This is a genomic window from Legionella parisiensis, from assembly GCF_001467945.1.
Lineage (GTDB): Bacteria > Pseudomonadota > Gammaproteobacteria > Legionellales > Legionellaceae > Legionella > Legionella parisiensis.
In genome coordinates, this window is the sequence record NZ_LNYQ01000013.1 from 2,677,843 (window position 1) to 2,698,804 (window position 20,962).

A 20,962-nucleotide genomic window follows, 5' to 3' on the forward strand; every position below is an offset into this window, starting at 1 on the left:
AATCAAGATTTTCCTAGTCTCAGTTTTCGGAAGATTTTAGACTGAGGCTCTCGAATACGCCGGTTCTGCGCTCTGTGTTTCTCTGGCATTTTGTCTGCAACGTTTTAAAAAGAGTTCTAATGTAAATTAAACTTGGTTTTATCCTATACTTAGCAGGGTTGATCAATAAATTTACACTTGAATTGCTGCGGATTATAACAATAAGGAGATTATAATGGCTAGAAATGATTCAAGTAGTAGTGTAGCAATTGTTGCTATAGTAGTGCTTGTTATTCTTGTCGCCATGGCAGCATATTATTTCTTTAGGGAGCATCTTGGAACTACAACTCCCACAACTCCTGTAGTAATTAAAGAGGCTACGAGTACAACGATGGAGGCACCTAAAACGACTATAGATATGCCAAAAACAACAAGATAGTTAAAGCAACATTAAAAAATGCTTTGCTTTATACCCAAGCACAAGGAAATCCTTCAGATCACGAAGCTATTGATGTGACAATTGAAAATATGAAATAAACACGTAACCAGACGAATTTAAGAAAAGCCCGCTGTTGCAGGCAGATTAAGGTTCACTTGTTCGTGTAATGCTGTTATAAAATCGCTTACCGTATGTACTGTTTTGCCATGCAATAATTTATCTGCCAGGCCTTGTTTTACAAAGACTCTAATCGCGCTGCCTAAATGTCCCTTGCGTAAGGTGGATAAATGCACTAGAAGATTGGTTGGATTATCTTTTAAAGCTTCTTTAAGTGCCGAAACAGCTTCTTTATGTGCCAAATCGCTTTTTTGAGTAGCAAAAAAACCGTAGTTATATTCTTTATTTAATATATTCTCAAGAATGAGAGTGCTATTGACATAAGAAATAATATGTTCATTAATAACTAAATTGGCTTGATGTCCCCTGGTAACAGCCTTTATTAATTGGAGTTTTGCAAAATCGGGGTTGTCTGACTTAAAATTTTTTAATTTATGGAGATCTTTATTTTTATTTATTTGCTCTTCAATCCCCTTTACAGTGACCTGGGTTAAGTCATTGCTGTTTAAGATGAAATCAATACAAAGTTCATATATAGGAGATGCTTCTGCAAAAGAAGCAGGGGCTGCGAGTAGTATTTTTCTTAAAGCATGGCGATATGCACTATTTAGATATTCAATGAGTTCTTTTTCATGAACAAGATCCTCTTGAGTATGATTTTTTTTAATAAATTTTAATGGATCATAATAACCGTCAATAGTATTTAGTCTTGGCATACACGCTACTCCTTAGCAATGCTTCACAATTTTTTCTCGTTCTACTCTGTTAGATTCAGAAACTTTTATGAATTTAAACATATCATACAATATGCTTAAAATATAATAAGAATGCAGTAATTCATTGATGGTTTTTGGGTGGTTATTATGGCTGATAAACTATCCCAAAGAAGATCTGGGCTCAACTATAGGAGCATCCATAATTTTTTTAAATTCCGGGACTAAAGTAAGTGATTCACGAATTTTTTTGAAATTATCCTGTGTAACGTTCTCAAATACATCCAGAATGTTTCGAACATAAGAATTGTCTTCTCTATCTTTGCCATGAGCTTTGATTAATGCTTTAATTTCTTTAATTTTTTCAGAAATATTTTCTGTATTCTCATGATCAATCTGCACTACAATCGCTTTGATATTTTGCACTACAACAGAGGGTGTATTGTCCTTATTGTTAAGTAAGGGACTATTCAATAGATTGAGGACAGCAAGAATATTTTGCTCCCGTTCATTAGCAGGTATTTTTATAATATTCATGTGGCATTTTAGTTCCAATTGTTTTTTATGTTCGGTAGGAGCAGACATGCGTTTAATATGTTCTTCCATACAGTGCACTAAATTTTCCTTATCTCGATTTTTTGCTGCTTCAATAGCGCTTTGATGTCCTACTATAAGATGCGGATCTGCGCCATTTCTTAATAAGCAGTTTAATGCATTTTCATTATTTGCGTCTTCAATTAGTACAAGCAAAGGTGAAATAAAATCCCAACGACTTACTTGAATGATTTGATTAATCAGCTCTTTTTTAAAAACGGTTTTTTCAAATAAGTTGGCTAATTCGGTTTCATTTAAGACAGAATCAAAGTAAGCACTTAAACGAGCAAATTCAAAAGGATCAATTTCAGTGAAATTATTTTCTTCAACTTTTTTATAAAACGCGAGTGCTTTCGCTTCTCCTGCTTTATTTTTAATATCAATATCACTGGGATACTGAGTATAACGCGGGCGCTCCTTCATATCGAGAATATTTACCCTGTCAAAATCAAAAAAAGTATTTATTTCGGGAGGCGCTCTAAAATGAAGTTGTTTATAAATTTCTTTTGCTGCGTCAATTTGTCCACTTGGACTTCTTAAATTGAATTCTCTTGGAATAGTTTCTTTCCCTGCTTGTTTGTCATAATTTGAATCAAATAGATAAAGCGTCCCATTCTTGATCCCAGCAGCAATTACATGTCCAGAGGCATGAAAACTAATTCCTTTTTCTTGATCTGCTATTTGGTCGAGTAAAAAAGCAAGGGAATTGATAGTAAATTGTCCTCGATAATATTTTTCTTGATATAATGTGTCTACATAGGTATGCCAAACATTTTGAGTTCGACCAAAAAAATCAGGCACTTCATCACTTAATAGTTCTGGTAGTTGAACATCGTCAATGGATACTTTCTCGCCAGTCTCGTCCTCTTTTTTTTGACGTATCGCCTCTTTTACCGCCAGTTTTGATTGAGCCCCTTGTTTTTTTTCATGACTGAGTATTTGTCGATCCATTTGATACATCCTAGTTAGCGAAATGGCGACTTCAAATTTTGATTTCAGCTCTTCACTTAAATGTTCAATAGAACCATCCCAATAAATGATGTCAGAGAATAATTCATAATATTTATTCTCTTCATTGTTTAGCCATGACACCAACCAAATTATAGACAGTCCGTTACAATGACCTTCGTCGAGTGCATCAATAATGGCTGTAATATCCTCCTGCTTATACTCCTTGGGTTTAAGCTGATGTTGTATTTTTAAATACACGATAAACTGATTCAGAATATGCGCTTGCTTCCAAGTCGGGCCAAAAGCTCGAGCTGCACTCTCCTTGAATTCAGCGTCTTTTATATCAGCAACACATTGATAAGGCGTTTTACCCTCTTTATTTCTTATAGGATAACTTGCGGCGAAACCTCTTTCATAGGCTTCACTTGCTCTCATGAGCGATAGATTTCCTGACTTTATCAGATGATGAAACAGCGTATTTCCCTCCTCATCAACTAACTTCGGTAATTCTTGGATCTGTTTATTTTTTGCTAAAATATCTCTAACACCATCAACATCTTGTCTTTTAATTAACTCGACAATTTCTTTAAAAAGTTCTTCATGCGCCATAACTCGCCCCATCCAGAAGAATAACACTCGCGAAACATATTTTATCGAATTAATGAGTGTTTTTTGAACACAAACTAATTTAAATATAGACAGGCAAAGCCTCATAAGCAAGTGTTACTATTTATTGAATACCTCAAGAAGGAACAGTCGACTCCTAGGTTAGGAAAGGAACTTTCTCCAGATTCCACAGATAAATTTATTTCGTTCCATTTGGGACATGCGGAAATTTTTATGAATTTAACGTAGCATACGGCGCGTTATATAATATTATAAGGATATGTAATGAAAGTAATACATGATGGGGATGCTGCTTACGAAGATATAATGGCATTATGTTTGTTGCTGCTTAATGCTGATGTAGTTGCCGTCACTGTGGCATATGGAGAATCGACTACTAAAATCGGTGCCGAAAATATGGAACGAGTATGTCGGATGTTAAAACCTACAGTAAAAATCCCTGTTGCATACGGAATTAATTCTGCCTTGGATTATCACGGTACACCTTTTCCCGAATATATTAATCAAGAAGCAAATACTATTTTAAATAATACTGATGTGCCCACCATAACGGACTCTCAAGTTACCGATTCTGCCGTTAAATTAATGTATGACACGTTAATGTTCGGTGAGGAAAAAAAAACTATAGTAGCTACAGGTCCTTTAACTAATGTTGCTCAGCTGATATCCGCTCATCCTGATTGTATCGAAAAAATTGAAAAGTTAGTCATTATGGGAGGCGCTGTAAAAGTAGCGGGAAATATTTCAGATCTGATTCCTAATACCGAAAATACCCTGGCAGAATGGAATATTTACGCTGATCCGAAGGCCGCAGAAATTGTTTTTACTACAAAAAATCTTCCCATAAGTCTTGTTCCAATCGATATTACTCGTCAAATGCCCATGACCCGAGAATTTTATGCACGATTGCATAAGGAAACATTACCCTCATTAAAATTGGTCAAAGATATGTTAACATCCTTATTGAAAGGGATGGGAGAGAAGCTATTTTATGATAAATTGCAATTTTGGGACAGTTTATCAGCCATGATCGCTTTGAATCCGGCCATGGCAACATTCGAAGAACTTTCACTCACAATTGACCTAAGCACAAGCCAGACAAAAATAGATGAGGGGGCAGACACTAAGGTAGCTCTGGTTCAGGTTGCAACCTCGCTCAACAATGTTGAAGCCGCTTATGATGCATTCTTAAAATTAATGAAAACAGGAATGGAACCAGGCATAACGAGTTCACATTATAGCGGAACTTTTTTTGGAGCATCTGAACTGATAGCCCCATCTAAATCGTTGGTTCCAGAAATACAACACACAAATACGCTCACTTGATCGTATAGCCCCGCGGGCTAGCTGACTTTTTCCCAAGTTTTTAGCTTGTGGCTGAGGAACAGTTTTGCATTATTTTCTATGCAAGTTTTTCTTGGACTCTTTTCATGTTGATTGATTTTTGCCATTTTGAAATAATTAATGCAGCAATGGCATTACCAATCATATTGGTTAAGGATCTCCCTGAGGACATAAAGCGATCTACTCCAAGAATTATAACCACTCCAGCAACAGGAATTGTGCCTATAGCTGCCAAGGAACTGGCTAATATAATAAAACCGCTTCCTGTAACACCGGCAGCTCCTTTTGAACTGATAATCATGATAAGCAATAAAAAAATTTGCTGCTCAAGAGTGATATTCGAGTTGGTTGCCTGGGCAATAAATAAAGCAGCAAGGGTAAGATAAATTGCAGTCCCATCCAGGTTAAAAGAATAACCTGTCGGTATCACTAAATCGACCACTGATTTATCACAGCCTAATTCAATTAATTTTTCCAGTAAATTTGGCATAACTGTTTCAGAAGATGATGTCGCAAAAACGATAAAGATTTCAGTTTTGAAATACTTGATGACTTTAAATACATTTAGGCCTAAAACAAAATAAAGTACGCTGCCGAGCAGGATCACTATAAATACAATGCAAGTTAAATAAAAACAAATCAGTAATTCAGTCAATCCGAGTAAGGAATGAGCGCCATATTGACCTACTGTATAGGCCATAGCAGCAAAAGCTGCCATTGGAGCGTAATACATCATCGCATGAATGATATTAAAAAATATTTTTGTCAGATGTTCAAAGCTTTCTAAAATGAATTTCCCTTTGCTTCCATAAGACATCAAGCCCAATGCAAATATGATCGCAACAAACAACACTTGCAAAATTTCCCCATGCACAAATGCGCTAAAAAATGTTTCAGGGACAATATTCAGAACAAAATCCTGAACTGTGTTTATTTGCTCTGTTTTACCAAGATATGATCGTGCTTCGTTTATATTTAAAGTGGATGGGTCTATATTCATCCCGGTGCCAGGCTGAAATATATTCGCAACAACCAACCCCAAAGTTAAGGCACAAATCGTCGTTAGTAAAAAATAAATCAGTGCTCTACCTCCAATCTTTCCCACTGTTTTTAAGTCACTCATTGCTGCAATGCCTGAAACAAGCGTTAAAAAAATGATTGGGGTAATCATCATTTTTATTAGCTTGATAAATAAATCTGCGAACGGCTTAAATGAAATAGCTAACGTTGGAGCAACAATACCCAGAATGATGCCAATAATAATTCCCGCAATAACCTGCACATATAACTGTTTAAAAAATTTCATAATGAACCCGATCAGGACAATGATGTTTTCTCTCAGCATTCAGGCATAGCATAAAAACTGCATTTACAATGATGCGAATGAGGTTGGCAAATTATATCCGGTTTATGGCAAAAAAGGAGAAAATTAGCACGTGTGACGGTCATAGGAAGGAAAACCTGAGTTCTGATCCAGTATGCCCCCAGGTTTTCTGAAATGCTATTAAACAAACTAATTTAATAAAGTTGAAGCTGCTAAGTTTTTTTAGGACCTAAACAATAACGAGATAGTGCTTTTTCCTCTAAATTATCACCATCAATCATATTTTCATATCCTTCTATGGGTTTTCTTGTATATTGTTTACTCATAACCATAACCATAACCATAACCATAACCATAACCATAACCATAACCATAACCATAACCATAGGCACTACCTTATTTATATCCCGTACACCGATGTATAAGATATAATTCGGGGCATTAAGTTCAAATGTTGGATTTATCCAGCATCATGCTATCTCTCGGAGGGTTTACCTTTGCGCTCTACAGTTGAACTCTTCCTGAAATTCATGGTTTTGCGATTTTAATAGTATTTACAATAAAACGATGAACGAGGATCTACGATGAAAGTAAGTAACGATGGTAAAACCCTAATACGGGTTAAGAATAAGGATATCACAAAGGTTTCTTCCAGAATCCTGGTGGGGTTCACCAAAATACCGCTGAAGAATAACGACTTCAAAAAGGGTTCTTATATAATTCCATCAGGGATCACTTCGATTGGTGATCATGCATTTATGGGTTGCACCGCATTACGCTCAATTATCCTGCATAAAGGGATTACCAAGATTGGAAATTATGCATTTAAGGGTTGCACCGAATTACACTCGATTACCCTGCATGAAGGCATTACCGAGATTAGTGTTGGAGTATTTGAAGGTTGCACCGAATTGCACTCGATTGCTCTGCGTGAAGGAATGACCCAGATTGGCTTTATGGCATTTTGGGGTTGCACCTCATTACAGTCCATTACCCTACCTGAAGGAATTACCAAGATTGGCTTTATGGCATTTTATGATTGCACCTCATTACAGTCCATTACCCTGCCTGAAGGTATCACCGAGATTGGTGCTGATGCATTTGAAAATTGCACGTCCTTGGATGCTATAATCATTTCGGGTAGTGATGATAAGAAGAGACAGCATGTTATCGAGTTATTGCCTGATTCTTTAAAAGCCAAAGTCATTCCACTGGACGTAGTAACCCAGGCATTTAACATCCAATACACACAAACTTCCAGATTGGTTAAAGAACCCGAGAGAAATCCTCTTTATCTTTTTTTTAATGATAAGGAAACAAACCGTTATGTTCCAAAGCTTCTTGTAAAGGACCAGAATAACGGCGAATTCACAGAAAAAGAATGCGCCAAGCTTACTAATGATGCTTTGGGTTATATGAACAGATTTTTTAAAGAGAGCCCCATTATGAAGAAAGTTAAGGATCGCATTAATGAGGTACGGTTTCCGAAAAAACAAGACGAACTGGAGGTCTATAAAACCGATCTGGATAAGATAATCAGTGAATGCATCGACAAAGTTAAGATGATGTTATAGTCGATAGGGCACCGTCAAGTTCACTTTGAGGTACATATTATTTAGCGGAAGCACGCAATGTAGGAAAGGAAGCTGAAAGATACCGTTACCCTGCAGGGCTCATCAGCATTGCAGTGTAGAGTTATCACCGCTTTAAAGGCAAGCTACCGAGATGTTTATGGAACGCTTGTTGTATCGTGGCATTACAGTAAGCTATGAGAAATGGATTTCCGCCCGCGGGGATGGTACTCACAGAATAGTGCATGATTCAGGGTCTTGCTCAGGACCAGAGTTCGCATTACTTTCTCCTTTTAATTGCATGTATTTGCTTTTAAAAGATGTGTTATCGACATTAGTGCCGTCATTATTAATCGTATTTTTATTATCTAATGGATTATAGTTTTCGAGCTCAACAGGAAGAGGGTTGAGATCTTTTTTTAATGCTCGAGTTCTAGCTGCTAAATCCAATGCCATGTTATAAAGATTCTTTTCTTCTTTTAAAGCCCCTTTAAAATAGGGGTGCCTTGCCATTTGCCTTATTGAATCAAAATCAACAGAACGTACTGCCTTATATAATCCATCTAAAAATGAATCACGTGCATTATGATCATCCAAGGTTACCAAGCTTTGTATCTTAATTAATATCTCTTCTCTTTGTGATGACAATCCCTCTCTGTATTGATCGTATGTTTCCTGATATTTTGTTTTTAGTGTTCCATTCAAATCCATGTTGGGATCGCCTAATATAAAGCTGATGGCCTTCATATTTTCAATTTGTTCTAGCATTGCCTCATCACTTTGGTAGACTGACTCAGGAATTATAGGAATTACGTCTTCATATTCTCTTTCAGAAAAACAAGTCATTTGTTGTCTGGTAACTGAAATGGACTCCACATCATCCATATCCAGGAGCTTAATCCCTGCAATCTGAATATTATTTTCTTCGCATAATGCCCTTAAATATCGTTCCATACCTAAATAGGGATGATGCTCCAGCCCCTTTTTATTTTTAGGTGTGCCTATCTCAAAATAAATAGGTTGCCCATTAGAAAGGTCTTTTAATTTTAATAGCCATTCTTTATAGGTCGCATTATTCTGATTATCAGGACGGTCAGCAATTGTCTGAAGATGGTAGAGTCCGAACATATTCTCATTTTTTGCGTGAATTGCAGTACATCCACCAAAGTTTGTTGTACGAAGTTCATCATTTGAATCGATTAGACGTACGTCTCCTTCATTCATAGAAACCTCAGGCATAAGCTACCCCCTTTGATGAAGTACCTACGTTTAATTATATATTAATATTCATAAATGATTAAAATTTGAAACTGATTTTTGATTTGTGACTTACATGATTAATAAATTATAATGCCGAACCCGCCGCGTTATTGACGGCGCATTTTGTGGCAAGTAATTAATTAAAAAGACTAAATTAAATTATACTTCAAGCAAGTTTAACGTTATTAATAGAAGAAAAAAATGGATGCAAAAATATTTACTGAACGACCATCGAGAACTATGTAGGTTGCGGGTCAAAATGAAACAGTAAGAAAAACAGCAGTACAAAACGGGTTTCCTGCTACTGTGGGATTAGAAGGATGTGTGGCTATAATTATTGCTGATAAGAAAGGTAATGTCAGTTTAACTCATGTGGATGCCGATACAGAGTTATCGTTTATTAAAGATGAGATTGCTTTTATGGATGGGGAGTGTACGATTGACATAATAAAAAAAAACCGGCAAGGGAGCTCTTGATCTAAAAGTTCTTATGGCTTTGGATGAAATGGGTTTTTCTCAGATTCCTGGCTCGAATAAAAAGAAAGTTCTTGAAAGCAATGAAGGAACAGTGCTTTATAATCATCTGAAAGACGCGCCACAGGTTTTTTCTTTTAATGATTTTAAAGAAATTGCTACCCCAGGCAGCACTCCCAAAGAAACGAATAAGTTGTTTACATTAGGATATAGTGTTGAAACCTGTACAGCTGATCCTCTTAGATTTCAGCTAAGGGTGTACAGTCGCCAATTAAATCAAGCACTATCTTCTAAGTCTACTGCCTTACCGGTATTAGTACATGATTCATCAGGTTGGTTAGAAACAGAAATGAAAATAGACAAGGAAGTAGAATTAATTTTAAATAAGGGAGAGATACAACATCAGTTGTTTTTTCAATCTTCTAAAATGCAATCTTTAAATTATGTGTTACCTCGCCATACCTCACTGGTGAAGCATCTTGAGTCTCAGGAGAAAAAGCTTTCTTCTGAAATTTCATTGTAATATGTTGTGTTAAAATTGCCTGAGATATCGCCACTTTTTCTGAACAGTTTATGGATTTTTAACTGTTCCCGCGTAGGCGGGAATCTCGCTATGATATTAATTCTTTACTTTATTTGTGAGATGGATTCCCGTCTACGCGGTAATGACAGGAGTTTAGAGCAAAATCTATTATTATTAATTATTAAAACTCTTGTGTATAAAAAAACAACGATGCCTCAAGTCATTTTATCCTAACATAACTCCTGGTTTGATAAACCTAAGTACTCTAGTAAGTCTAGCTATCATTCAATTAATATCCCGTACTGATTTTCTATACATTATTTCATCAGTTCAATCTTAAGCCAGTATAATAATGAGTTTGGCATTTTTTGGGTCGAATGACTCAGCCTGCTTCGCTGAAGAGACTAAGATTTAGCGCTTCTTTTCCTTGAGTTATTTGTGAATTTTTTTCTGTTGGGTTTATTGTCAGTTGAAGTTGTTTTCTTACGAGTAGGCGAATGTGGTTTGAACTTTGAAACGCTATTCGTTTGAGGAACATTGTGTTTGGGTTCAAAATCTTCGATTTCGATACGGTTTAACTTGCATTGAATTAGTTTTTCTATAGCGTGTAACTGATTTACCTCATCAGCACTTACTAAAGAAACGGCTAATCCAGATGCTCCAGCACGTCCAGTTCGTCCGATGCGGTGGACGTAATCTTCAGCAACTTGGGGTAAATCAAAATTGACCACACAGGGCAATTGATCAATATCAATTCCTCGTGCAGCGATGTCTGTAGCAACTAAAATATGTAACTCTCCGGACTTAAACTCGGCTAATGCTTTGGTCCGCTGGGACTGCGATTTATTGCCATGGATAGCGGCAGCATGAATTTGAGCTTCGGCTAATTGTTTCACTAATTTATTGGCGCCATGTTTGGTCTTTGAAAAGACTAAAGTCTGGCCCCATTTATTTTTATGAATTAAATGGCTCAGTAATGCTGCTTTTTGACTTTTATCAACTGGATGTACGGTTTGCTTGATTTTAACTACGGTTGTATTTCGAGGGGTAACATCAATTTCTATGGGTTGGTTGAGAATGGTTTTTACAAGATTACGAATTTCATCGGTAAAAGTAGCTGAAAACATAAGATTTTGCCGGTTTTGGGGTAACCATTTAATAATTCGTTTCATGTCATGAATGAAACCCATATCCAGCATCCTGTCCGCTTCATCCAAAACCAACGTATCCACCTCGTCGAATTGTATGGCTCGTTGCTGGTGTAAATCCAATAAACGTCCCGGTGTAGCAACCAGAAGCTCAACCCCAGAACGTAATTTCATCATTTGCGGATTAATTTTTACTCCGCCATAAACCACCGCAGAGCGAAGAGATAGATGACGTCCGTATTGAATGATACTTTCATGTACTTGATTGGCTAATTCACGGGTTGGAGTTAGGATGAGCGTACGAGTTTTATTGCTTTTAGCCCGGGGTTGGGAGTTGAGTTTTTGTAAAACAGGTAATACAAAACTTGCCGTTTTACCTGTCCCTGTTTGTGCTGAAGCAAGAACGTCACGGCCTGATAATATTTTAGGAATGGCTTGAGCTTGAATAGGAGAGGGTTCTTTGTAATTTAATTCGTTAATAGCTTGAAGCAAGGGTTCGATTAAACCTAATGACTTAAAACTCATGCGGTTTCCTTTGTTTGTTGGGGATGGTGAAAGGGGAAATGGTTTTATTTTCATTTCAAATTGTTTATTTTCAGGGCAATTGTATCACAAATGTTAGAGAGTACGGTAGTAAATAACCGCCATTGAGTCCCTAGTCGAAACAGTTGTTTGCCAAAGTAGGGATCAAAATAAGCTTTCTGGAACATTCCAGAAAGCTTTTGATAAGTTAGGCTATATTATAAAGTACAGCTCATTGCTTGCTCATATTTTTGAAAGTATTGATCTTTAGCTTTCTCATCTAATTGATTCCAAAAAGCCTCTGTAGTTCGCATGGGAGCCATATTACGGCGAATACTTTGAGTTTCTTCTGATAAAAAAGACCTGAATTCAGCATCTAATGTGTCATATGTTCTTGATTTTTTATGGAGATAATCTTGGAAAATAACGTCTTTATCTTGTTTTCCCATCATACTCCAATATTCGCTGGTTGGTACGTTGTTAAAAAATCGTACGCGAATTTTGCGTGTTGTTTCAGAAATATAGTTTTTAAATTCAACATCAAGCTCGTCCCATTCATTAGTAAAGAAACTTGAATTGCTTCCTGCAATGGAAGGGCTTTTTTCTGCTTTCTGTATTGCTGAGGGCGCCTCGAGCACTTCGGTGATACCGTTTTGTAAATCTTCTGGAGATTTAACTTGAATTGCTTTAAACCCATGGATTCTTGCTTCTGATACATTGTGGAAGGAGTCATCAAAGAAATATATTTCTTCTTTATTTACATTAAATCGTAAGGCAATTGCTTCTAATCTTGGCACCTTGCTGCCGTCCGTACCTTTTTCTGGACCCATATAATTTTCAGGTGGAATATTTACTCCATAGAGTTTAAAAAAATCCAGAGTACGTTGAATTACCTCTTTATCTAAATCCGCACTATTATTTGTTACTAAAAATATGGGGATGCCTTTTTTTTGCGCACACTGAAGTAACTCTGCAGTTTTTTGTCCTCCGACCATTACTGAATATGCTCCTGGGATAACTTTATTCCCTACACTCATTGGTTGCCCTTGGCCATTGTCATCATGTTTTGAACCTGTTTGTAATGTCTCTGATACATCGAATGCTAATATTTTTGTCATATTGGGTCCCTGATATTCAAAAGCAGGTAATTATAAACCAAATTTATTAAAATTTCCCTTGGATTGATTGATATTTGAATAAAAAGCTCAGTTATTGATCGAGTGGATTCATTTCATTCACAAGGTTATGCTTTGTTTTCCAAAATATATTTGGCAAAGTCTGTTATTTATTTAATTGAAAACACTTCCTTGACACACTCTTATCGCTTTGCTTAAGATGGTTACCATGCTGCCATCTTCAAATGATTTGTATTATTTTATCGAAGTGTGCCAAACATTGAATTTGTCACGCGCTTCCGAACGTCTGGGGATTAGTCAACCATCTTTAAGTAGTGCAGTCAAACGACTTGAAAACGCAATTGGTACCAGTCTCTTTATACGCATAAAAAATGGGGTGAAATTAACTAAGTCAGGGGGGCAATTTTATACCCATGCCAAACAATTGATTCAGTTATGGGAACTCGCTCGTGCTCAAAGTCTGGCAAGTGTTAATGAAATCCAAGGAGATTTTGTTCTTGGTTGTCATCCTTCTGTTGCCCAATATGATTTGCCCTTATTTATGCCCAAATTGCTTGAGCAATATCCTCAAATAAGAATTTCCCTGAAACATGATTTATCACGTAAAATTCTCGAGGGAATTATTAATTTTTCCATTGATATTGGTATTGTCGTTAATCCAGTGAGGCATAGGGACTTGATTCTGCAAAAGCTTTACGATGATGAGGTTGGTTTTTGGCAGCTTAAAGATAAAAATTTCATGGAGGAACAGAAGATTTTAACCTTATTATGTGATGTTGATTTATTGCAAACGCAAAAATTACTCAAAGATTTGGAGGCAATGGACATCAAAGAATATCGTTTATTACCTACCTCAAATCTGGACGTAATTGCCAGTTTGACTGCGGCGGGATGTGGTGTGGGTATTTTACCTCGCACGGTAGTATGTACTCATTATCAGTCATTGCTTTCCCAGGTTCCGAATACACCTGTTTTTCACGATGAAATTTATTTAGTATACCGACCGGAACAAAGGCAAGTTAAAGCGTTACAGGTTATGGTGCAAACCATTCGTGAGTCGTGCAAAAACTTGCAGCACTAAACGGAATTAAGCAAAAAAAACTGTTTGTTTTCTACATGTTCATTAAACCAGAGGATTAAGGTTTCTTCACCTAATTGCTCGTAAATGTAATTCAAAAACAACTCCAATTGGTTGGTGAAATCTTCTTCGGTAAACTTCAATTTTTCCCGCATATTGGGAACATGATGCAAATATTCACCAAAGTAGTGATTGCAGAACTCATGGTAATCTAAGGTAATCAGAATAAATTCATGCCACATATTATCGATAGGTCTCATTTCTTCATGCATCACAGGAATGAATTGCAGTTCCGGGTTACCTGGGTTGGCTTTTAAATCATGTTCATGTTTTACGCTGAGCCATAGATATTTTAGCATGTCGGTAAACAGCTGTTCTGCTGAATCAGAAAAACCAGGAAAATTCTGCTTAAAACGCTCTATAACTAACAGGTTTTTGTATTCCAGTAATAGTCTAAGATCGGGTAGTTTTTTCATAGTCATTCTCGCAAAGTAATCTATGGCTCACAGGATTTTAGGAATAGCGACAGCATTTGCAGCGCATCATGCCTTTAGCTATTTTGGCCTTAACGATTTGTTGCACTAGTTGTTTTTTCATTTTTTTCTCTCCATTGGTAATTGCGTTTTTAGCATAATTTATATGGAGCATTTTAACTATAAAGAAAAAGCTATCGCTGTAATAGTTAATCACTGCGATAGGTCTGTGAAACTCTGGTTTTGATCCTTTATGGTGGCTGTTTCTGCTGTAAATTCGCATTTTATGTTACAAGCACGATTTCATATATAAAATTCGTACCTTTTATTCTACGATTAAAACGAGGAGTACTCATTATGTGTTCATTATGCCTAAGAAAATAAGTGTTGCTGCCATTGATTGGGATGGTTGTTTTAGTCATGCTATTTAGCTTCTCTACCTATAAAAGTGGATTTTTTATTTCATTTTGCACTGGTGCGGCCGGAGAGAATAAATAGATGATGAGCAACATGAGAAAAATAATTAAAGAAAGATAGAATATAATTTTTGCATTATTTGTTAGTGAAGTACCTGCGCCCTTATATCCCATGTATCCTGAAACAATCGCTATAACTAAAAAAATAAATGCTGCTGTTAACATTTTATCTGTCCTTTTTTCAGAGTTAAAGAGTATTTATCTCATTTCATTTAACTTTTATTTAGAGTTTATTTATTTTTAATTATAGATATCTTTTGTAATTTTGTTTTTTCAGCGATGGTTTAAGGTTTATTTTCTTGGCCAAAATGCTGCGATTTTATACGCCCTATATTCACATACTTGATGTATGCTCCTTTTCAGTACTCTAAATCGCAGTATTTTGACACAAGACAGCAATTGTAAAAGACTCTAGTAGAACCGTCATTTTTTCTTGAATTATTTATGATGAATCTGTTTGTTTTTATATCGTTATTATGTTAAAAATCATGTGGTTAAAGTCGCAATAAGCGACGTATCCTTATATCTTATAAAGAGATTTTCATGGACGAAAATAATAATAAATCCCTGGCTCTTCATGTCTGGATAGTCTGTGCGCTGGGTTTGTTCATTGATGGTTATGATTTATACATCGCTTCTGTAGCCGAGCCATTTATTAATGCTTTATATCATCCATCGTCACTTATGATTGGCCTCACGCAAGCTGCAGCACCTCTTGGTGCAGTATTTGGTGCAATCATTGTTGGTCGCTTGGCGGACATGTTAGGCAGGAAAAGCATGCTTATTATAAACCTTGTGTTTTTTGTGCTCATTGCTATTTGTTCTGCTTTTGCCTGGAATATAACTTCTCTTTGTGTTTTTCGATTTTTACTCGGTTTTGGCGTCGGCGCTGATTACCCTATTTGTGCAGCCTATTTAGCTGAAATGATTCCTCCTCATAAAAGTGCCCAATTTATCGCAACTGCTATGTTTATCAATTGTCTTGCCTCACCAATAGGTGTCGTTGTTGCTTGGATTTTATTTAAACTGCATCCTCAGCTCGACGTTTGGCGATGGATATTTGCTTCAGGAGCGATTCCTGCAATTGTAGGGCTGTTATTTAGAGCCAAGCTGCCAGAGAGCTTTTTATGGCAAGTCCATCAACGGTTAAAACCACGTTCAAGACGCGCTGTTTTTACTCATTATCAATTTATATTCTCGCCAAGAATGATAAAAGTTACTGTTTGTCTCTGTTTCTGCTGGTTTTTATTGGATATATCGTATTACGGAATAGGGTTATTCACTCCTTACGTTTTACATGCATTTAATCTTTCGAGTGAGGCAAATTTCCTGAGTGCGCAAACGGAAGTTCTAAAAAGCACTTTAGTGGTAAATATTTTTGTTTCCTTAGGTGCTTTTGCAGTTATTTTTTTTGTAAATCGTGTATCTTTAGTTAAATTGCAGAAAACAGGATTTCTATTTTCGTTTGTGGGCTTGCTCGTTCTTAGCATAAGCTATCTGTTCCCAAGTACCAGCATTATTTTTATCGGATTTACCTTGTTCAATTTTTTTATAAATTTTGGTCCAGGAATTTCAACCTATCTGCTGCCTGCAAAACTTTATAATCCTGAATTTAAAGCAACAGGACATGGGGTGGCAGCAGGATCCGGAAAATTTGGTGCGTTTATTGGAACGGTATTCTTGCCTATCTTCCAGGTTCACTTGGGTATTTATCTGACTTTAGCCATTCTTGCCAGTACTCTTCTGCTGGGTTGGTTGTTAACAAAATGGTTAGAAAGGGAGGAAGGTAAATTAGCGACTCTTTCTGATTCAATTTATGAGAATACACTGCTATCAACGTCTTAAAAGGGGAAATCATGGATTATCAATTAAGTGAAGAGCAAGGAAGTTTTTGGCAAAAACAGGGATTTGTTATTTTGCGAGATTTTCTCTTTAGTGCTCTGAAAGAACATCTGCAAATCTGGTGTGATGAATTAACATCTTGGCCTGAAACACCAGGAAAGTGGATGAAATATTTTGAAAAAAATACTCAGGGCGAACGTCAGCTGTGTCGCATTGAAAATTTTATTGATTATCATAAAGGGATGTATGAGGTAGCTAATGGCGCACGTACCTTAAACTTAGTGTCCTCATTAATGGGAGAGCGGGCTGCTATTTTCAAAGAAAAAATTAATTATAAATTTCCTGGAGGGGGTGGTTTTAAACCTCATCAAGATGCTCCTGCTTTTATTAGCTTTAACCAACGATTTCACATAACCATGATGGTGGCAATCGATGAGTGCACATTAGAAAACGGTTGTTTACAAGTAGTTAAAGGAGGGGCTAATAAGCCTGTAATTCTTCCTCAGGAAGCGGATGGTTCGATTAAAAAGGAAATTGCAGAGGCTCTCCAGTGGACTCCAATTGAATGTAAAACAGGAGACATCATTTTATTTGATTCTTATCTACCCCATTATTCGGAGGCGAACCGCAGCAATAAGCCACGCCGAGCAATTTTTATTACCTTTAGCAAATTTTCTGAAGGGGGTCTGAAGCGGGAGGCTTATTACCAGGATAAACGGGAAAAGTTTCCTCCTGACTGTGAACGAGATCCCAATAAAAACTACTCGGCAGGTGCTGCTATTTATAATGTCGCTAATCCTATTAGTGAAATGATGTAATGAAGACAATGGATCATATCGACAAAAAAATTGATAGGGCTTTTCAGTGTTTGTATCTCTCCAACGGTATGGATTACATTGGCGAGTCTGTTTCGCAATTAGAACATGCGTTACAGAGCGCCTACTTTGCTGAACAAGCAGGACATAGCCAGGAGGTTATTCTCGCGTGCTTATTTCATGATATAGGACATTTTGCCTCGGATACCAAGCAAAATAAGATGGCAGATTTAGGAGTGGTGCATCATGAATGGATTGGTGCGACATTAGCATATACCCTTGGGTTTTCTGCAAAAGTTGCATTGCTCATCGGCCATCATGTGAATGCCAAACGCTATCTGGCAGGAAAGAAAAAAGACTATTTTGAGCGTTTATCCGCAGCAAGCAAGAAAACGCTGCTCTTTCAAGGCGGAGTGATGACTGATGAAGAGATGCGGCACTTTGAGGCAAACACTCATTTTAAAGATATATTACGAGTGCGAGTTAATGATGAAAAGGCCAAAGAAATTGGGATGGAGGTTCCAGACCTTGTTTATTATCGTCCTTATTTATATAAGCATTTTGTAGAAACAGCGAGATCAATAGAACATATATCACTCCCCAATTACGTGGATAATGTATGGGTAGAGCAATTTAAAGCGTCACTTGAGAAGAGACTTCTGGCATAAACCTGCCTCTTGTGCATTAATGCTGCGTTGTAGCCGCTTCTCCGGTGCACATTGGCTTCATGTAAACTCTGCTCCTCGAAGGGTTTACTCTTTGCACTAAAGTTAAGCATGAGGTTTAATGAGTGCAATGAGAATGGATAATTTTGAGCGAGGGATTCCAATGGAGAAAATGGCGGGTCAATCGACTTAAGATTTATCAAGCTCAAAAATAAAATCACTCTAGAAGTAAAAAAAGTTGGAATTATTGGTGAAATAATTGACATTATGATTGCATTTTAATAAAATTTTTCTCTTAAAGTCGGCTCGCCGTTCTACGCTCCCAAGGGCCATGAATATGTACACACAAACAATTCAAGAAAAAAAACAACTCTGGATTATTTTACTAATTGTCTTAATTAGTTTTATTGGTTCATCTATTGCTTACCCCATTCTTCCCCCCTTGTTTTTACAATCTACGAATCAGCCAATTATTTCACCAGAATGGGGTGATACGAGCAGGCGTATTTTATTGGGGCTAACCCTTGCAATTTTTCCTTTGGGACAATTTATTGGTTCTCCTATTCTAGGAAGAAACTCTGATGTATATGGACGCAAAAAAATATTGGTCATCAGTTTGGCGGGAAGCATACTGGGGTATGTGTTGACAGTCATAGCATTTTGGACAAACAGTTTCTGGCTCTTATTATTGAGCCGATTTTTAACAGGATTCATGGAAGGAACTTTTGCTGTTGCCAGGGCATTAGCATCAGAATTAACTGCAATTAACAAGTTTGTAAGCTTTGGTAGAATTAACAGCATGGCAGGCATTGGCTATATTATTGGACCTGTCATTGGTGGGTTATTATCAAATCCAAATATCATTCCCTGGTTTTCATGGTCCTTCCCTTTTACTTTTGCGGCATTCGCTTCAATTATTACGTTGGGTCTTGCCTGGTGGAAATTACCAGAACATAAATCTCTATCCAATCCTGAAAAAAAATCCATATTGGGCCAACTCAATATTATTCGACAATTCAAACTGTTATTTCAAAATCATCCTCATTTAATCCATTTGCTCATTATCAGCACGCTATTTACCTTCGCAGTGGATATGTTTTATGAATTTGGCCCGGTTTATCTGGCTGGAAAATGGTTTATGTCTCCAGGCATGATTGCGACTTATAACGCGGCATTGTCAGCTGCCCTTGCCTTAGGCGCAGTATGGCTTCCACATCATCTTTCAAAACACATGCCCATTCATAGAATGATAATCTTGGCCATGATGACCACTGCTCTGATTTTTGCTGCGATGGTTGCCTTTCAATACCCATCAACCTTATTTTTATTTTTCACACTTATCGGATTTAGTATCACAACAGTTACAACGACTATGACGATTCATATCTCAAATATGTCTCATACCGCAATTCAGGGGGAAGTCATGGGTGCGCAATTAAGCTTACGTACCCTAGGTGATGCTATTATTTGCTTTGTTGGTGGTTTTCTGATTGTTGTGTCAATTATTACCCCTATTGTTTTATGCTGCATTACCGCATTTGTTGCTGGCATTATGTGTATTATGTATTTGAAATCAACAGTCCAGGTGGGATGATGGTTCAACAGACTATTACGTCTGACGGCCAGTGTTTTCCACTGTTGATCGTAGTATATATCACACAAAATAACGGAAGCCATTATCTTTGCGGGCATAATGAGACCTGATTGTTGGTTAACTTATTAATTAATAAGCGATTTATTTATTCTGGATAACCCTATAATTTTTTCGCGATCTTTGTTAAATTAATTCGCTGTTGTTTTTATCAGAAGAAGTATGCTTAAAGCACTTTTTTTCGTGTGGTTATTTTTTAAGGATGAAGAAATTGTTTAAGAGTAAGTATGGATTTGCATTAGCTATTTTGGGATTGACCTCAATTAGTGTTCAACCAAGTATTGCAGCTGCGTCGCCAGCAGTAAAAACGCCCGCCGTTTGGAAAGATCAGATTGAAAAAAAAGTGGATTGGTTTTCAATGAGTTGGCGTCCTTTTGCAACAGTATCATTAGGTGCCGCATTTACTGATGATGCAGGTAAATCGCAATTTATTTCTATTGACGATCCCGTTCAAGACGAGTTTTTTAGGTATGATGCCGACAATACGGATCAATCTAAATTTATATACGGTGTTTCGCTTGGAATAGAAATTCTATTAAATCCGAGTTGGTTTTTGCAAACAGGATTTAGTTATTACCAGCCCATGGAGTTTAATACCCACGGCGTTGTGACACAAGGCGCGTCGGATGTATTAATATTTGATTCATTTTCATATAAATATGATATACAGGCGCACCAAGTATTATTTGAAAATAAACTCTTATATAACTTGATGTATCAATCGCTGACTATTCATCCGTACATTTCAGGAGGTATCGGGGTTAGTTCGAATAATGCAAAAGATTACAGCGTCAATATTGTACCGCAATTTAGTACATTCAGTAATGAGTTTAAGGATGAGACGCGTACCTCTTTCTCTTATAGAGTAGGGGCGGGTGTAGATTATGAAGTAACAAATCATATCCGTGTAGGAATAGGCTATCGATTTTCTGACTTTGGTAAAGTAGAGCTTGGAAATGCTGCGATCGACGGAGTACCAACATTTAATAATTTATCACAATCTCATTTATATACTAATGAAGTATTGGGGCAAATCACTTTTGTGGTTTAAAGGGATATAAAACTTAGCAAGGTTTTATGGAGTTCTCCAAAAAAGTACAAAATTTATTTCGGATGCTTAAAATTCTAGGGACATGATTGGCATTTTGAGTGTGATCTAAATCCTCATTCAAGTGATTTAATCCATTTTCTTACTCAATGATATTGTCTTGAGCCTTAGGCATCTGTACTTGAATTAAAA

General features: G+C 36.8%; 20 protein-coding genes. 11 read left to right on the forward strand and 9 right to left on the reverse strand.

From position 1 onward, the window contains the following. The first annotated feature begins 214 nt into the window (after positions 1–214). Positions 215–418: a hypothetical protein gene (locus tag Lpar_RS17910; protein WP_058519118.1), complete on the forward strand. Its 204-nt coding sequence runs from the start codon at positions 215–217 to the stop codon at positions 416–418. Between the two features lie 116 nt (positions 419–534). On the opposite strand, the gene Lpar_RS17915 is transcribed toward Lpar_RS17910, so the two are convergent. Further along, on the reverse strand, positions 535–1,251 hold the full coding sequence (locus tag Lpar_RS17915) for a hypothetical protein (RefSeq protein WP_058519119.1): 717 nt from the start codon (positions 1,249–1,251) through the stop codon (positions 535–537). Positions 1,252–1,410: 159 nt separating this feature from the next. Continuing rightward, positions 1,411–3,402, reverse strand: a complete 1,992-nt coding sequence (locus tag Lpar_RS17920; RefSeq protein ID WP_058519120.1) for a hypothetical protein — start codon at positions 3,400–3,402, stop codon at positions 1,411–1,413. A gap of 282 nt (positions 3,403–3,684) precedes the next feature. On the opposite strand from Lpar_RS17920, the gene Lpar_RS17925 reads away from it, so the two are divergent. Beyond that, positions 3,685–4,746, forward strand: a complete 1,062-nt coding sequence (locus Lpar_RS17925; protein ID WP_058519121.1) for a nucleoside hydrolase — start codon at positions 3,685–3,687, stop codon at positions 4,744–4,746. 76 nt (positions 4,747–4,822) lie between these two features. Here Lpar_RS17925 and dctA read toward each other — a convergent pair whose 3' ends face one another. Further along, positions 4,823–6,070 (reverse strand): C4-dicarboxylate transporter DctA, encoded by a 1,248-nt coding sequence (gene dctA, locus Lpar_RS17930; protein ID WP_058519122.1) that lies wholly within the window; start codon positions 6,068–6,070, stop codon positions 4,823–4,825. Between the two features lie 230 nt (positions 6,071–6,300). Next, positions 6,301–6,474 (reverse strand): hypothetical protein, encoded by a 174-nt coding sequence (locus Lpar_RS19050; RefSeq protein ID WP_162264354.1) that lies wholly within the window; start codon positions 6,472–6,474, stop codon positions 6,301–6,303. A gap of 198 nt (positions 6,475–6,672) precedes the next feature. Between Lpar_RS19050 and Lpar_RS17935 the strand changes: the two genes are divergently transcribed. Further along, complete coding sequence (locus tag Lpar_RS17935) at positions 6,673–7,662, forward strand: leucine-rich repeat domain-containing protein (protein ID WP_058519123.1); 990 nt, start codon at positions 6,673–6,675, stop codon at positions 7,660–7,662. 228 nt (positions 7,663–7,890) lie between these two features. On the opposite strand, the gene Lpar_RS17940 is transcribed toward Lpar_RS17935, so the two are convergent. Beyond that, the gene (locus Lpar_RS17940) at positions 7,891–8,898 is read right to left on the reverse strand and encodes a hypothetical protein (RefSeq protein ID WP_058519124.1); all 1,008 of its coding nucleotides are present in this window, start codon (positions 8,896–8,898) and stop codon (positions 7,891–7,893) included. 345 nt (positions 8,899–9,243) lie between these two features. On the opposite strand from Lpar_RS17940, the gene Lpar_RS19490 reads away from it, so the two are divergent. After that, complete coding sequence (locus Lpar_RS19490; protein WP_237759443.1) at positions 9,244–9,396, forward strand: hypothetical protein; 153 nt, start codon at positions 9,244–9,246, stop codon at positions 9,394–9,396. Between the two features lie 13 nt (positions 9,397–9,409). Then, positions 9,410–9,916, forward strand: coding sequence for a hypothetical protein (locus Lpar_RS19495; RefSeq protein ID WP_058519125.1), 507 nt, complete (start codon positions 9,410–9,412; stop codon positions 9,914–9,916). A 404-nt stretch (positions 9,917–10,320) separates the two neighbouring features. On the opposite strand, the gene Lpar_RS17950 is transcribed toward Lpar_RS19495, so the two are convergent. Both Lpar_RS17950 and Lpar_RS17955 read right to left on the reverse strand, forming a co-directional pair. Continuing rightward, complete coding sequence (locus Lpar_RS17950; RefSeq protein WP_058519126.1) at positions 10,321–11,589, reverse strand: DEAD/DEAH box helicase; 1,269 nt, start codon at positions 11,587–11,589, stop codon at positions 10,321–10,323. A gap of 215 nt (positions 11,590–11,804) precedes the next feature. Then, positions 11,805–12,704: an HAD family hydrolase gene (locus Lpar_RS17955; protein WP_058519127.1), complete on the reverse strand. Its 900-nt coding sequence runs from the start codon at positions 12,702–12,704 to the stop codon at positions 11,805–11,807. 226 nt (positions 12,705–12,930) lie between these two features. Here Lpar_RS17955 and Lpar_RS17960 point away from each other — a divergent pair, with 226 nt between their 5' ends. After that, a complete protein-coding gene (locus Lpar_RS17960) occupies positions 12,931–13,803 on the forward strand; it encodes a LysR family transcriptional regulator (RefSeq protein ID WP_058519128.1) in 873 nt (290 codons plus the stop codon). On the opposite strand, the gene Lpar_RS17965 is transcribed toward Lpar_RS17960, so the two are convergent. Then, positions 13,800–14,276 carry a glycine-rich domain-containing protein gene (locus Lpar_RS17965; RefSeq protein WP_058519129.1) on the reverse strand — a complete coding sequence of 159 codons (477 nt, stop codon included), beginning with the start codon at positions 14,274–14,276 and terminating at the stop codon, positions 13,800–13,802. The genes Lpar_RS17960 and Lpar_RS17965 overlap by 4 nt on opposite strands. A 437-nt stretch (positions 14,277–14,713) precedes the next feature. Next, entirely contained in the window at positions 14,714–14,914 is a 201-nt protein-coding gene (locus tag Lpar_RS17970) for a DUF1328 family protein (protein ID WP_058519130.1), read from the reverse strand. A gap of 378 nt (positions 14,915–15,292) precedes the next feature. Here Lpar_RS17970 and Lpar_RS17975 point away from each other — a divergent pair, with 378 nt between their 5' ends. The 5 genes from Lpar_RS17975 (at position 15,293) to Lpar_RS17995 (ending at position 20,773) form a co-directional block, all read left to right on the forward strand. Next, positions 15,293–16,594 carry an MFS transporter gene (locus tag Lpar_RS17975; protein WP_058519131.1) on the forward strand — a complete coding sequence of 434 codons (1,302 nt, stop codon included), beginning with the start codon at positions 15,293–15,295 and terminating at the stop codon, positions 16,592–16,594. Between the two features lie 11 nt (positions 16,595–16,605). Next, positions 16,606–17,409, forward strand: a complete 804-nt coding sequence (locus tag Lpar_RS17980) for a phytanoyl-CoA dioxygenase family protein (protein ID WP_058519132.1) — start codon at positions 16,606–16,608, stop codon at positions 17,407–17,409. Between the two features lie 8 nt (positions 17,410–17,417). Next, entirely contained in the window at positions 17,418–18,074 is a 657-nt protein-coding gene (locus Lpar_RS17985; protein WP_082650419.1) for an HD domain-containing protein, read from the forward strand. A gap of 334 nt (positions 18,075–18,408) precedes the next feature. Next, a complete protein-coding gene (locus Lpar_RS17990) occupies positions 18,409–19,665 on the forward strand; it encodes an MFS transporter (RefSeq protein WP_058519134.1) in 1,257 nt (418 codons plus the stop codon). Positions 19,666–19,924: 259 nt separating this feature from the next. Then, positions 19,925–20,773 carry an outer membrane beta-barrel protein gene (locus tag Lpar_RS17995; protein WP_058519135.1) on the forward strand — a complete coding sequence of 283 codons (849 nt, stop codon included), beginning with the start codon at positions 19,925–19,927 and terminating at the stop codon, positions 20,771–20,773. The last annotated feature ends 189 nt before the right edge of the window (positions 20,774–20,962 follow it).